The 13,494-nt window shown below is 74.5% G+C and carries 13 protein-coding genes; 2 read left to right on the top strand and 11 right to left on the bottom strand.

The annotated features are described in order from the left end of the window. Positions 1-107: 107 nt before the first annotated feature. From H4O22_RS02760 to H4O22_RS02710, 11 genes are all read right to left on the bottom strand, one after another. The gene (locus tag H4O22_RS02760; RefSeq protein WP_182525565.1) at positions 108-776 is read right to left on the bottom strand and encodes a response regulator; all 669 of its coding nucleotides are present in this window, start codon (positions 774-776) and stop codon (positions 108-110) included. After that, entirely contained in the window at positions 773-1,975 is a 1,203-nt protein-coding gene (locus tag H4O22_RS02755) for a sensor histidine kinase (protein WP_182525564.1), read from the bottom strand. Before H4O22_RS02755 ends, H4O22_RS02760 begins: the two co-directional genes overlap by 4 nt. 83 nt (positions 1,976-2,058) lie before the next feature. After that, positions 2,059-2,397, bottom strand: coding sequence for a histone-like nucleoid-structuring protein Lsr2 (locus H4O22_RS02750; RefSeq protein ID WP_182525563.1), 339 nt, complete (start codon positions 2,395-2,397; stop codon positions 2,059-2,061). Between the two features lie 128 nt (positions 2,398-2,525). Next, positions 2,526-3,299, bottom strand: coding sequence for a type III pantothenate kinase (locus H4O22_RS02745; protein WP_182525562.1), 774 nt, complete (start codon positions 3,297-3,299; stop codon positions 2,526-2,528). Positions 3,300-3,301: 2 nt separating this feature from the next. After that, positions 3,302-4,207 carry a carboxylating nicotinate-nucleotide diphosphorylase gene (gene nadC, locus H4O22_RS02740; protein ID WP_244963083.1) on the bottom strand — a complete coding sequence of 302 codons (906 nt, stop codon included), beginning with the start codon at positions 4,205-4,207 and terminating at the stop codon, positions 3,302-3,304. Continuing rightward, positions 4,204-5,901, bottom strand: a complete 1,698-nt coding sequence (locus H4O22_RS02735; RefSeq protein ID WP_182525561.1) for an L-aspartate oxidase — start codon at positions 5,899-5,901, stop codon at positions 4,204-4,206. The genes nadC and H4O22_RS02735 overlap by 4 nt, the downstream gene beginning before the upstream one ends. Positions 5,902-5,911: 10 nt before the next feature. Beyond that, positions 5,912-6,331, bottom strand: coding sequence for an aspartate 1-decarboxylase (gene panD, locus H4O22_RS02730; RefSeq protein ID WP_182525560.1), 420 nt, complete (start codon positions 6,329-6,331; stop codon positions 5,912-5,914). Continuing rightward, positions 6,331-7,227, bottom strand: a complete 897-nt coding sequence (panC, locus tag H4O22_RS02725; RefSeq protein ID WP_182525559.1) for a pantoate--beta-alanine ligase — start codon at positions 7,225-7,227, stop codon at positions 6,331-6,333. Before panC ends, panD begins: the two co-directional genes overlap by 1 nt. Continuing rightward, entirely contained in the window at positions 7,224-8,204 is a 981-nt protein-coding gene (locus tag H4O22_RS02720; protein WP_182525558.1) for a Rossmann-like and DUF2520 domain-containing protein, read from the bottom strand. Before H4O22_RS02720 ends, panC begins: the two co-directional genes overlap by 4 nt. Positions 8,205-8,363: 159 nt before the next feature. Continuing rightward, the gene (locus tag H4O22_RS02715; RefSeq protein ID WP_182525557.1) at positions 8,364-10,046 is read right to left on the bottom strand and encodes a glycosyltransferase family 61 protein; all 1,683 of its coding nucleotides are present in this window, start codon (positions 10,044-10,046) and stop codon (positions 8,364-8,366) included. Next, the gene (locus H4O22_RS02710) at positions 10,043-11,221 is read right to left on the bottom strand and encodes a hypothetical protein (protein ID WP_182525556.1); all 1,179 of its coding nucleotides are present in this window, start codon (positions 11,219-11,221) and stop codon (positions 10,043-10,045) included. Before H4O22_RS02710 ends, H4O22_RS02715 begins: the two co-directional genes overlap by 4 nt. 177 nt (positions 11,222-11,398) lie before the next feature. Here H4O22_RS02710 and H4O22_RS02705 point away from each other — a divergent pair, with 177 nt between their 5' ends. Together H4O22_RS02705 and H4O22_RS02700 are read left to right on the top strand one after the other, a co-directional pair. Beyond that, positions 11,399-12,052 (top strand): sulfotransferase family 2 domain-containing protein, encoded by a 654-nt coding sequence (locus H4O22_RS02705; RefSeq protein ID WP_182525555.1) that lies wholly within the window; start codon positions 11,399-11,401, stop codon positions 12,050-12,052. A gap of 7 nt (positions 12,053-12,059) precedes the next feature. Continuing rightward, a complete protein-coding gene (locus H4O22_RS02700) occupies positions 12,060-13,493 on the top strand; it encodes a bifunctional cytidylyltransferase/SDR family oxidoreductase (protein WP_182525554.1) in 1,434 nt (477 codons plus the stop codon). The last annotated feature ends 1 nt before the right edge of the window (position 13,494 follow it).

Genomic DNA, 13,494 nt, shown 5'->3' with positions numbered 1-13,494 from the left:
GAGGCATCCGGGGGACCTGTCCGGCTCGGTAGCGGGCAGGTGACTGCGTGATCTAACCCCGTCGACAGCCTACGCGTTCCCCGATGGGTCCCCACGGGCATCCGCTCTCAGCGAACACGCGAGCCGAGGCCGTTCTCGTGCGCGAACACCACGGCCTGCACCCGGTCGCGCAGCCCGAGCTTGCGCAGCACCTCGCCGACGTGGCTCTTGACCGTCTCGACCGACACCACGAGATCCGCCGCGACCTCCGCGTTCGAGCGGCCGCGGGCCAGGTGCCCGAGGACCTCCTGCTCCCGCGTCGTGAGGCCGTACGCCGTGAGGTCGGCCGCGGCGGTCCGCGCGGCCGGGGCGCGGGCGAAGTCCTCGACCAGGCGGCGGGTCACGTGGGGGCCGAGCAGCATCGCGCCCTCCGCGACCATCCGGACCGCCTCGACCAGCCGCTCGCCGGTGACGTCCTTGAGCAGGAAGCCGCTGGCCCCCGCCCGGAGCGCCTCGAAGACGTACTCGTCGACGTCGAAGGTGGTCAGCACGAGCACCCGCGTGCCCGAGGTCCCCGGCGCCGCCGCGATCCGCCGGGTCGCCTCGATGCCGTCCATCACGGGCATCCTGACGTCGACGAGCGCGACGTCGGGCCGCGTCGCCGCGACCAGGTCGACCAGCCCGGCACCGTCCGCCGCCGTCCCGACCACCCGCAACCCGTCCTGGGCGTCGAGCAGGGCGGCGAAGCCGGCGCAGATCGCAGGCTGGTCGTCGGCGACCACCACCGTGAGGGTCACCGGGCCGTCCCCGGGACGGTGGCCTCGACCGCGAGCTCGCCGCCGTCGCGGCGCACGGCCAGCACGCCTCCGAGCGCCTCGACCCGCTCCCGCATCCCGGTCAGCCCGCGGCCCTCGGCGTCGCCCGGGTCCGTCGTCGCGTTGCCGACCCGGACGACGACGCCCCCGGTGGCGTCCGGGACCGTCTCCACCCGCACCGGCTCCCCCGGGGCGTGCCGGCGGGCGTTCGTCAGCGCCTCCTGGACGACGCGGAACGCGACGTACCCGGCCGGCGGCGAGACGCCGGAGAGGTCGGCCGGCTCCCAGGCGACGCTCTCGCCCGCGGTGCGCGCCCGTTTGACGAGGGTGGCGATGTCGGCCGCGGTCGGCTGCGGCACGCGCTCGGGGTCCTCGACCGAGCGCCGCAGGATCCCCAGCACCCCGCGCAGCTCCTCGAGGGCGCGCCGGGAGTCCTCGGCGATCTCCGCGACGAGCGTGCGGCCGGCGGCGCTCAGGTCCGGCACGGTGTACGGCGCGGTCTCGGCCCGGACGGCGATCAGGGAGACGTGGTGGGCGACGACGTCGTGCAGGTCGCGCGCCAGCCGGGCGCGCTCCTCGACGACCGCCGACTGCTGCTCGACCTCGGCAGCCCGCGCCTCGAGGCCGGCGGTCCGACGGGCCGTCAGCGCGGACCTGCGCAGCCAGAGCGCGAGCCCCAGCGCGAGGGCGACCACCCCGGCGTACGCGCCCAGCTGAAGCAGCCGATCCCCGATCGCGGTGACGGAGGTCTGGTACGGCAGCACGATCGTGGTGCCGAGGAAGGCGTAGGACGCCACGGGCAGGAGCGCCGCGATCCCCAGGCCCCACGCGGCGCGGCGCGAGCGCCAGGCGGTCACCATCGCGCAGACCAGGAGGGAGACGAAGACGTGGATCGGCCACTCGTGGCGAGCGCCGACGACGGCGACGAGCATCGCCGTCATGACCAGGCCGCCGGCGACCAGCGGGCGGACCAGGGCCACCAGGGGCCCGGCGGCGCAGAGGAGGAGCACCCCGGACGCGGCCGCGGATCCCCATCCCTCGGCCAGGATCGAGCGGTGGGTGAGGAAGGGGTCCCACCACCTCATCGCCTGCCAGGACCCGACGATCGAGAGCGAGCCGGCCGCTGCCAGCACCAGGAAGCGGGCGGGGGTCTCGCGCAGCGCGCCGCTCAGGGTCTCCATGCCGAGGATCCTCGTGCCGCGCTCACCGGAGCCACCACCCTCGCCCGAGGGAGATTCGCGCTCCCCCGAACGTGGGGCGAGGGTCAGTGTGCGGCGTCGTACGCCTCGCGCACCTCGGCGGACACGCGGCCGCGATCGGGGACGTCGTGGCCGTTCTGGCGGGCCCAGTCGCGGATCTCCCGCGCGCTCGGACCGTCGGTGGCGGCGGAGGACGACGCGGAGGACTTGCGGCCGCGCCGGGGGGCGCTGCCGACCTTGCGGGCGTGGCCGATGTAGCCGGCCAGCGCGTCACGGAGGGCGGTCGCGTGCTGCTCGTTCAGGTCGATCTCGTACGACGTGCCGTCGAGGCCGAAGGAAACCGTCTCGATCGCCTCGCTGCCGTCGAGGTCGTCCTCCAGGACGATGTGGATCTTCTGCGCCATGAGTTTTACCTTTCATTTATCCCGAGAGTGACATCCAGAATTACGGATATCGATTAGTAAGCATGCCACCGGGGGCATCCCGTGCGCAACTTCCGAATATTCCCCGAGTTGATACCGAGAATTGGGGATCAGGAGTTGCGGTCGAATACCTGTGCGAGTCCGCGCAGCGTCAACCACGGATCGTGGTCGGTGAAACATCCACATTCCTCGAGCAGCAGCGGGGCGAGATATCCGGTGGCGACGACGCGCACGTCCTCGCGGGGCACCCCGAGCTCGGCGATCATCCGCGCGACAATTCCCTCGACCAGGCTGGCGCCCCCGAAGAGCAGGCCCGACTGCAGCGCCTCGACGGTGTTCTTGGCGATCACCGCGCGGGGCCGGACCAGCTCCACCTTGCGCAGCTGCGCGCCACGGCGGCCCAGCGCCTCGAGCGAGATCTCGAGGCCGGGCGAGATCGCCCCGCCGACGTACTGGCCTTTCTCGCTGACCACGTCGAACGTCGTGGCCGTGCCGCCGAAGTCGACGACGATGGCCGGTCCGCCGAATTGTGCAGCGGCGGCGAGCGCATTGATGATGCGGTCCGACCCTACCTCCCGGGGATTGTCCATCAGGACCGGGATGCCGGTGCGCACACCCGGCTCCACCACGACGGTGGGGCAATCGGGGAAATAGCGGGTGAGCATGTCGCGCCACTCGTGCAGGACCGCAGGCACGGTGGCACACACCGCGATCCCGTCGACGTCGGCGAGCCTCTCGCCGAGCAGTCCGCGCAGCAGCGCCGCCCATTCGTCGGAGGTGCGCCGCTCGTCGGTGCCCACCCGCCAGTCGGCCTCGACCTGCCCGTCCTCGAGCAGGCCCAGCACCGTGTGGCTGTTGCCGATGTCGGCGGCGAGCAGGGCCACGGCTACCCCTCGTGCAGGTCGAGGCCGAGGTCGAAGACGTCGACCGAGTGGGTGAGCGCGCCGACCGAGATCAGGTCGACGCCGGTGGCCGCGACCTCGCGGGCCCGATCGAGCGTCAGCCCGCCGGACGCTTCGAGCGTCGCGCGGCCGGCGGTGAGCCGCACCGCCTCGGCCATCGTCTCCGTCGGCATGTTGTCGAGCAGCACCTCGGTGCAGCCGGCGTCGAGGACCGCGCGCAGCTGGTCGAGGTCGGTCACCTCGACCTCGACCCGCAGGTCGGGGGCGGCCGCACGGACCGCCCGGTACGCCTCGACGACCCCGCCCGCGGCGACCACGTGGTTGTCCTTGACCATCGCGCGGTCGGCCAGGCTGAACCGGTGGTTGAGCCCGCCGCCGCAGCGCACGGCGTACTTCTGCAGCGCGCGGTAGGTCGGCAGCGTCTTGCGGGTGTCGAGCACCCGGGCGCCGGTGCCCTCGAGCGCGGCGACCCACTGCGCGGTCGCGGTCGCGACGCCGGAGAGGTGGGAGGCGAAGTTCAGCGCAGTGCGCTCCGCGGTGAGCACCTCGGAGAGCGGCCCGGTGACCCGCATGACGACGTCGCCGGCGGCCACGCGGGTGCCGTCGGGCAGCCGGTCGGAGACCACGACGTCGTCGCCGAGCGCGTAGCGGAACGCGAGCTCGGCGACCCCGAGACCGGCGACCACCCCCGGCTCGCGGGCGGCCAGGTCGCCGGTGCCGTGCCCCATCGGGGGCAGCGCGGCGCTGGTGACGTCGGCGGCGCCGTCGGGGAGGTCCTCCTCGAAGGCGGCGACGACCATCTCGTAGACCGAGCGCGGGTCCAGGCCCGCCTCCGAGAGCTCCTCGACGAGGGGCCGCGGCAGGTCGGCGTACGACGTCCGGGCGATCACGCGGCGCCGTCCGTCGCCGGCGCGGCCAGGAAGTCGACGACGGTCACGCCGTCGCGCACCGCGACGTCGAAGTGCCCGGCCCAGCGCGCGTCGTCGCGCTCGGGGTGGTCCTCGCGCCAGTGCGACCCGCGGGTCTCCTCGCGCAGGGCGGCGGCCTGGACCATGGCGGCTCCGATCGTCAGCAGGTTGGTGGTCTCCCACGAGGCGACGTCGACCAGCTCGGCGTCGACGCCCGCGAGCTTGTCGAGGCGGTCCGCGGCCTCCGCGAGCCCGGGGGCGTGGCGCAGCACGCCGGCGCGCGTGCTCATCACCTCCTGCAGCTCGGTGCGCACCGAGCCGGACACGAGTCCCGCCGGGCGCTCGTCGACCGCGGGGTCGGCCCACGGCCGGAGCTCGCCCGGCAGCACCGTGGCGATCCGGCGCGAGAACACCAGGCCCTCGAGCAGGGAGTTCGACGCGAGCCGGTTGGCGCCGTGGACGCCGGAGCAGGCCGCCTCGCCGGTGGCGTAGAGGCCGGGGACGTCGGTGCGCCCCCACAGGTCGGTCGCGACGCCGCCGGAGGCGTAGTGGCAGGCCGGGGCGACGGGCAGCAGGTCGGTCACCGGGTCGACCCCGTGCGAGCGGGCGGTGGCCAGGATGGTCGGGAACCGCCGCTCCCAGAACTCCGCGCCCAGGTGCCGGGCGTCGAGCCACATGTGCGGGCGCCCGGTCTCGATCATCCGGCGCATGATCGCCTTCGCGACGACGTCGCGCGGGGCCAGGTCGGCCAGCGCGTGGACGCCCGTCATGATCCGCCGGCCGCCGTCCTCGGGCAGCGCGTCGACGAGGAACGCGCCCTCGCCGCGCACCGCCTCGGAGATCAGCGGCTGCTGGCCCACCGAGTCGGCGCCGAGGTACATGACCGTGGGGTGGAACTGGACGAACTCGAGGTCGCGCAGGGTGGCCCCCGCGCGCAGCGCGAGCGCCATGCCGTCGCCGGTCGACACGGCGGGGTTCGTGGTCTGGGAGAACACCTGGCCGAGCCCGCCGCTGGCGAGCACCACCGCGCGGCAGTGGACGGCGCCGACGCCGTCGCGCTGGCCCTCCCCCATCACGTGCAGGGTCACGCCCGCGACGCCGCCCCCGGCACCCGCGGGCCCGTCGAGCAGCAGGTCGACGGCGAGGGCGTGCTGGACGACCTCGATCTCGGGCGCGAGCTCGACCGCGGCGATCAGGGCGCGCTGGATCTCGGCGCCGGTCGCGTCCCCGCCGGCGTGCGCGATCCGGTCGCGGTGGTGGCCGCCCTCGCGAGTGAGCGAGAGCAGCCCGTCGGAGCCGAGGTCGAACTCCGCCCCCAGCGCGATCAGCTCGTGCACCGCCTCGGGGCCCTCGGTCACCAGCACCCGGACGGCTTCGGGGTCGCACACCCCGGCGCCCGCGACGAGGGTGTCCACCTCGTGCTCGGCGGGGGTGTCCTCCGGGCCGAGCGCGGCCGCGATCCCGCCCTGCGCCCACTGCGTGGAGCCGGCGGCCAGCACGTCCTTGGTCACGACCAGGACGCGGCCGGCGCCGGGCGGCAGGGCCTTGCGCAGCCGCAGCGCGGTGGTCAGGCCGGCGATGCCGGACCCGATGACGACGACGTCGGCGCGGGTCGTCCAGCCGGGCTCCGGGGCGGTGAGCCGGCCCGGGACTCGGCGTACCGCGGTGGGAGGCATGGGGCGCAGGCTACCGTCCGGCCACGTGGTCGCCCCGGACCAGACCGGAGCCCGCGACGGCCTCCGCGGGGTCGAAGCCGGTGGCCAGGATCCGGTTGTCGGCGTCGACGAAGACGACGTGCGGCCGGTGCTCCCGCGCCTCGGCGGTCTCCATCTGCCCGTAGGCGATGAGGATGACCAGGTCGCCCGGGTGGACCAGCCGCGCGGCCGCGCCGTTGATTCCGATCACGCCCGACCCGCGCTCGCCGGCGATCGTGTAGGTCTCGAGCCGGGCGCCGTTGGTGATGTCGACGATGTGCACCAGCTCGCCCGGGAGCAGGTCGGCGGCGTCGAGGAGGTCCTCGTCGACGGTCACCGAGCCGACGTAGTGCAGGTCGGCCTGGGTGACCGTGGCCCGGTGGATCTTGCTCGTCATCATCGTGCGCAGCATCAGCGTTCCTCTCGGGCGGTCCCGAGGACCAGCGGCAGGTTGTCGATCAGGCGGGTGGTGCCGAGGCGGGCGGCGACGAGGATCCGGGCCTCGGTGCCCGCCGGCACGACGGCGGGCAGCTCGCGGAGGTCGGGCGTGGTGAGCACCAGGTAGTCGAGGTCGACCGCCTTGGCCTGCCGCAGCTCGGCCCGGGCCGAGTCCAGCGCGACGGCCGGGCCGTACCCGGCGGTCTCCTGGGCCGCCCGGAGCGCCCGGCTGAGGTAGACCGCCTCCAGGCGCTGGGACTCGTCGAGGTAGCGGTTGCGGCTGGACAGCGCCAGCCCGTCGGGCTCGCGGCAGGTCTCGGCGCCGACCACGTCGACGCCCATGCACAGGTCCGTGACCATCCGCCGCACCAGGACGAGCTGCTGGTAGTCCTTCTCGCCGAACACCGCGACGTCGGGACGCACCAGCCCGAAGAGCTTCGCCACCACGACCAGCACGCCGCGGAAGTGGCCCGGGCGCACCCGCCCCTCGAGGACGGTCGCCAGCGGGCCGGGCTCCACCGTGACCTCGGGCTCGCGCTGCTCGGGCCACCCCGGGTAGACCTCCTCCACCGAGGGGGCCAGCACGATGTCGACGCCCTCGCGGGCGCAGATCTCGAGGTCGGCGTCCAGGGTGCGCGGGTAGCGGTCCAGGTCCTCCCCCGCGCCGAACTGGAGCGGGTTGACGAAGACCGACACCACGACGGGGCCGTCGCCGACCTCCGCGCGAGCCCGCGCCATCAGGCTCGCGTGGCCCTCGTGGAGGGCGCCCATCGTCGGCACGAAGCCGACCCGTCGGTGCGCCCCGCGGGCGGCGGCGAGCAGGCCGGCGAGCTCCTCGCGCGTGTGCGCGAGGGCGGGCGTCCCGCTCACCGGGTCGCTCGGTCCGGCTGCTCAGGGGCCGACGCGGGGGCCGACGCAGGGGCCGTCGGGGGCAGCTCCGCGAGCGCCTCGTCGAGGGCCTCGCGGATCCGCAGCGCACGCAGCGGCACGAGCCGGCCGTCGGTGACCGCGCGACCCAGGGTGGCCCGCGCCATCGCGACGTACGACGCGAGCGTCTGCGGCGCGTTGGCGGCGAGGTCGTCGAGGTGGGCGCGCACGGTGCCGAGGTCGCCGCGGACGATGGGGCCGGTCAGCGCCGCGTCGCCGTGCTCGAGCGCGTTGTCGAGCGCGGCGGTGAGCAGCGGGCGGAGGGTCCCGGCGGAGTCGTCGGCCCCGGCGGCGGTCAGCATCTCCATCGCCTCGGTGACCAGGGTGACCAGGTGGTTCGCGCCGTGGGCGAGACCCGCGTGGTAGAGCGTGCGCATCTCCTCGGGGACCCACATCGGGCGACCGCCGAGGTCGGCGACGAGGGCCTCCGCGAAGGCGCGCTCGCCGGCCCCGGCGGTGAGGCCGAAGACGCACCCGGCCAGCCGGTCGAGGTCGACGGCGGTGCCGGTGAAGGTCATCGCGGGGTGCAGCGCGACGACCCGGGCGCCGGCCGCGCGGGCGGGCTCGAGCACCGCCAGCCCGTGGCGGCCGGAGGTGTGCACGACGTACTGACCGGGGCGCAGCGCGCCGCTCGCGGCCAGCATCGTGACGACGTTCTCGAGCATGTCGTCGGGCACGGTGAGCAGCAGCACGTCGCTGGCGCGGGCGACGCCGGTGGGCTTGTCGTGGGCCACGCCCGGGAGCAGCGCGTCGATGCGTCCCCGCGATGCGTCGGACTCGCCGGCGGCGGCGACCACCTGGTGACCCGCGGCGCGGAGCGCGGCGGCCAGGACGGCGCCGACGCGGCCGGCGCCGACGACCCCGATGCGCGAGGACCGGTGGCCGGGGTGGCGCCGGGAGGGCGCGGACTGCTGGACCATGCTGCTCACACCTTTCGTTCCAGTCCCTCCGACCACCTCGCCTGACGGCGAGGCCGGGGTGGGTACCGGACGGTTGTGCGGATGCCTGCTTGCGGCGCCCACGCTACGTCGCCGCCCGACCCACCGGAACAGCCACGCCTGTGACGTGGCCGACACCCGTCAGGGCAGCTCGTCGAGCAGCCCGCGCAGGTAGGGCCCCTCGCGCTCCTCGTCGTAGGAGTACGACGTCTGCACGCCGCCGCCCTCCGAGCGGCAGATGACCGCGTCGATGCGGTGGCCGTGCACCGCGGCCATGAGGTACTCGTTGCGCGGGCTGTAGGTGTCCGCGCCGATCATGATCACCCGGGTCGGCTCGGTCACGAACGCGATCTGGAACAGCCCGCTGCCGGCGTACCCGGCGATCGCCTCGGCGGCGCGGAAGAGCCGGACCTGCTCCCCCAGCGAGTAGTCCTCGGGGTAGACGACCTCGAAGCCGCGCTCGGCGAAGAGCGCCTCGACCTCCGGGCCGTTGCGGCAGGCGCGCTTGTCGCTGCGGCGCGAGACGAAGAACCGGCGGGGCCACGCGCGGTCCTCGGCCCCCGCGGCGAGCCGGTCGCCCACCTCGCGCCAGGTCTCCGCGATCCGCGGGTGCACGAACTGGGGGTGGCTGAACATCGGGCTGCCCGAGATCAGCCGCTCGACCCGCACCGGGCCGTCGATCACGTCGATCCGGTCGCGCGGGATGCCGCAGGCCTCGTAGAGCTCCAGCTCGTAGGGCAGCGGTCGCGGGCGCTTGCTGGTGCTGCCGACCAGCACGCGGACGTCGGGGTCGATCCGCACCGCCTCGGGCCAGCTCCAGGCCCGGGACAGGCTCTCGGTCAGCAGGTGCCCGAAGTGCCCCCGGAACTCGTTGTCGAGGTGGAGGTAGGTGCCGCTCAGCCGGGGCGGGTCGGCCGGGAGGGGGACCCGGCGCCGGGCGAAGCGGGGCGCGAGCTCCTCCAGCTGGGTGTGCACGAGGACCGGCCACTGGTTGTGCCGGTAGGTGTCGGGGAGCAGCACCCGCCCCGAGACCAGCACCTGGCGCGGCGCCACGACGACGTCGCGGTAGCTGCGCAGGCTGAGCGCGGCCCGGGTGATCGGACGCTGCATGGGCGGCCGGCGCGGGACGGGGCCCTCGCTGCCGGCCGGGGCCGCGGGGGGCGTCTCGGCCGGGATCCGCTCCAGCACCCGGTGCGGGGTGTCGGCCTGCTGGAGGTAGGCGTTGAACTCCGGCTCCCGCATCTTGACCAGCACGTCGGGCACGTCGTGCGCCAGCACCAGGTGGTCGCCGACCGCCCGGTGGGTGACGTGCCGCGCGACCACCTCGCGGAGCTGGCGCGTGCGGGCCCGCTCGCGGCGCGTCCCGTCCGGGACGCCCGCGGCGGGGTCCAGCAGCTCGCCCAGCGGACCGCGCTGGGGGCCGAGCTCCCGGGCGCCGTCCGGCACGACGTACGCGGCTCCGGGCCGGAGGTGGAAGAAGGCGGTCTCGAACCTGCGCCGCCGCTCGTCGGGGACGTCGCAGTCGAGGACGACGTCGAAGGGGCCCAGCGCCGCCATCCGGACGTGCCGCTTGCCGCCCTCCTCGTCGATCACCGTCACCCGGGCGCGCACGGAGGCCGCCCGGACCGCCTCGACGAGCGCGGGGTCCGCGGGACCGAGCAGCGCGACGTCGGCGTCGTCGCGGCCGCGGAGCGAGGCGACCAGGCCGGCGAGCTCCGCCAACCGGCGTCGGCGCCGGCGGTCGGCCACGACCCCGCGGCCCCAGGACGCCGTACGACGGGCGCCGGGCACCGCGGCCACGACCCGGCGCAGCCGGCTCCTCACCCGCGTCGTCCCAGCTGGCGGCGGACCCGGCGGCGGGCCCGGCGGCCCACCTCGCGCACGAGCTCCTTGCCGGGGTAGGTCTCCAGGCCCGGCACCGGCGCCGGCTCGGAGACGCCGTGCTCGAGGCCGGAGCGGTAGAGGACGTCCGCGATCCGGCCGGCCGACTCGACGCTCAGCGTGTCCGGGGGCGTCGCGTCCTCCGGGTAATCCTCGGGGTCGACCAGCAGGTGGGCGAGGTCGCCGACGACGGTGGCGTCGGAGCGCTCGACCGCCTCGATCCAGCCCTGGGTGTACTCGTTGGCGCGCACCGCCGCCCAGCGCGGCGTCCGGATGGGGTACGGCGGGAGGTCGGTCAGCTGGCGCAGGCCGGCCTTGCCCGACTGGCCCACGGTGAACATCCAGGTGGGGTGGTCGCCGCCGCGGTCGGTGTAGGCGATGTTGAAGTACCGCAGCATCTCGGCCTCGGGGTAGGGCAGCGAGGCGTTGTCGAGGTCCTGCAGCTCCAGGGTGCCCTCGGGCACGCCGGTCAGCGCCTCGAAGGCGCGCAGGTTCGTGGTGCGGTCGTGGGGGTCGGCGACCACGAAGGTCAGCCGGTCCTCCCCGAAGACCGCGCCCCACTCCTCGACCACGCGGCGCAGGCTGAACCGGTGCAACTCGGGCATGACCCGGGTCCAGGGGATGTTCACGGTGCCGTCGAGGTCGACCGCCGCGAAGTGCCGGCGCAGCCAGGCGTCGAGGGAGTCGGTGCCCCGCCGGCGGAGCACCTCCTGCCACTGCGAGGCGAGCAGCGGGGCGAGCGGCCGCAGCGTGAGGACGACGTGCACGTCCGGGCCGAGCTGCTCGGCGATGTGCCGGATCCGCTCCGGGCTCGCCTGGGTCAGCGTCTCGCTCGACCACAGCGTGCAGCGGGCGGTCGACGTACGGAACTCCGTGGCGAGCCGCTCCCAGCGCTGCTGCCAGCCGTCGTTCCAGTACGGCGCGAGCGTGCCGGCCGCGGTGAGCGCGGTGCGCATCTCGTGCCGGCCGCGGCCCACGTTGTGCACCCCGAGCTCCTCGAGCCGGGGTCGGGCGGCGTGCAGCGCCGCCTGGAGCGCCGTGGTGCCGGTCTTGGGCATGCCGATGTGGATCAGTCCCGACCCGTCCGGCAGCGCCGTCGCCGTGCTCGTCGAGCGCATCAGATCCGTGACCTCCTCGTCCCCTGCCCGGTGCCAGGAAGGGCGGTCCGACCCTATATCGGCCCCGCCTCATGTCCCGCGGCGTGGCTGCCCGCCCCCCGTTGTAGTCTGAGGCGCCGCGCCGCCGGGAGCCGTGCGGCGAGGGACACCACAGCTTCGGAAGGCGGACTGACGCGGATGCCGATCTTCCTCCGCGACGGCCGCGCCGTCCTGTTCGTGCACGTCCCCAAGACCGGCGGGACCACGATCGAGCGGCTGTTCACGCGCTCGGGCTGGAAGATGCGCTACCGCGCCACCGCCCGCACCCAGCCCGAGGTGTTCCCGTTCCTGCGCTGCTCCCCGCAGCACTACCACGCCGCGGTGCTCGAGGAGATGTTCGTCCCCGAGCGGTTCGAGACGACGTTCCTGCTGACCCGTGACCCGGTCGCGCGCTTCCGGTCCGAGTACGTCATGCGCAACACCCGCGACCCGCGGACCGACGCCGCCTCGGTGGAGCAGTGGGCCGACCGCGCTCTCGACCGCTACCGCGACGACGCCTACGCCTTCGACAACCACCTCCGGCCGCAGAGCGAGTTCCGGGTCCGCGGCGCGGAGGTCTACCGGCTCGAGGACGGCATGGAGGCCGTCGTGGCCGACCTCAACGAGCGGTTCGGGCTGGGCCTGGACAGCGAGATCCCGCACTCCTTCCACAGCGCCCAGCGTGCGGGGGTGGCGAGCGCGGACGTCGAGGTCTCCCCCGCCCTGACCGCCCGCCTCACCGACTTCTACCGCACCGACTACGAGGCCTTCGGCTACCCGATGCCGGGCCCGGACGCCGAAGGGCAGCAGTGATCGACCTGTGAAGAACGTCGCCGTCCTCCTGGCCGGCGGGGTCGGCGTCCGCGTCGGCCTCGACGTGCCCAAGCAGCTGGTGAAGATCGCCGGGCGCCCGATCATGGAGCACACGCTCGCGATCCTCGACGCCCACGAGGACGTCGACGAGATCCTGGTGCTGATGACCCCGGGCCACCTCGACGCGGTGCGGGCCATGGTCCGCACCGGCGGCTACGGCAAGGTCACCCAGATCCTCGAGGGCGCCGAGACCCGCAACGAGACCACCCGGCGCGCACTGGAGGCCCTCGGCGACGAGGACTGCAAGCTGCTGCTGCACGACGCCGTCCGGCCGCTGCTCAGCCCGCGGATCATCACCGACTGCTTCGAGGCGCTCGAGACGTACGGCGCGGTCGACGTCGCGATCCCGTCGGCGGACACCATCATCGAGGTGGGCCCCGACAACACCATCAAGGACATCCCGCCGCGCGCCGCGCTGCGCCGCGGCCAGACGCCGCAGGCCTTCCACGCCTCGGTGCTCAAGGCGGCGTACGCCCAGGCGGTGCTCGACCCCGACTTCGAGGCCACCGACGACTGCACCGTGGTGCTGCGCTACCAGCCCGACGTCCCGATCTGGGTCGTGCCGGGCGACGAGCGCAACATGAAGGTCACCGAGCCGATCGACCTCTACCTGGCCGACAAGCTCTTCCAGCTGACCCAGAGCGACCTGCCGCCCACCCGCGAGCCCGAGGCCTACCGCGAGGCGCTCGCCGGGAAGGTGATGGTCGTCTTCGGCGGCAGCTACGGCATCGGCGCCGACATCGCGCGGCTGGGCGAGGAGCACGGCGCCCACGTGATGACCTTCAGCCGCTCCACGACCGGCACCCACGTGCAGCGCCGCCAGGACATCGCGCAGGCCGCGGCCGCGGTCGTCGCGGAGCACGGCCGGGTCGACTACGTCGTGAACACCGCCGGCGTGCTCCCCCGCGGCGCGCTCGTGGACACCACCGACGAGACGATCTGGGCGGCCACCGAGATCAACTACATCGCGCCGATCCTGATCGCCCAGGAGTTCCACCCGCTGCTCAAGGAGACCCGGGGCAGCCTGCTGCTGTTCACGTCGAGCTCCTACACCCGCGGCCGCAGCGGCTACAGCCTCTACTCCTCGGCGAAGGCCGCCACGGTCAACCTCACCCAGGCGCTCGCCGACGAGTGGGCGCCCGACCAGGTGCGGGTGAACTGCATCAACCCCGAGCGCACCGCCACCCCGATGCGGACCAAGGCGTTCGGGCAGGAGCCGGCCGGCTCGCTGCTGGAGTCGGTCACGGTCGCCCGCGCGTCGCTGGACACCCTCATCGCCGGCGGCACCGGCCACCTGATCGACCTGCGCCGGGCCGACCCGATCGCGCTGGCCATGCACGAGACGGCGTACGACGACGACGGGGTCGACGAGCGGGGCTGAC

It is taken from the genome of Nocardioides dongkuii (assembly GCF_014127485.1).
Lineage (GTDB): Bacteria > Actinomycetota > Actinomycetes > Propionibacteriales > Nocardioidaceae > Nocardioides > Nocardioides dongkuii.
The sequence above is the reverse complement of the archived record's forward strand: the minus strand, read 5'-3'. Positions and strand labels throughout refer to the sequence as shown.

What these genes read in the sequence shown, in the direction of transcription:
- H4O22_RS02720 (WP_182525558.1), bottom strand. Translation starts at nt 8,204, where the DNA reads ATGGTCCAGCAGTCCGCGCCCTCCCGGCGCCACCCCGGCCACCGGTCC.
- H4O22_RS02705 (WP_182525555.1), top strand. Translation starts at nt 11,399, where the DNA reads ATGCCGATCTTCCTCCGCGACGGCCGCGCCGTCCTGTTCGTGCACGTC.
- panD (WP_182525560.1), bottom strand. Translation starts at nt 6,331, where the DNA reads ATGCTGCGCACGATGATGACGAGCAAGATCCACCGGGCCACGGTCACC.
- H4O22_RS02710 (WP_182525556.1), bottom strand. Translation starts at nt 11,221, where the DNA reads ATGCGCTCGACGAGCACGGCGACGGCGCTGCCGGACGGGTCGGGACTG.
- H4O22_RS02755 (WP_182525564.1), bottom strand. Translation starts at nt 1,975, where the DNA reads ATGGAGACCCTGAGCGGCGCGCTGCGCGAGACCCCCGCCCGCTTCCTG.
- H4O22_RS02750 (WP_182525563.1), bottom strand. Translation starts at nt 2,397, where the DNA reads ATGGCGCAGAAGATCCACATCGTCCTGGAGGACGACCTCGACGGCAGC.
- H4O22_RS02735 (WP_182525561.1), bottom strand. Translation starts at nt 5,901, where the DNA reads ATGCCTCCCACCGCGGTACGCCGAGTCCCGGGCCGGCTCACCGCCCCG.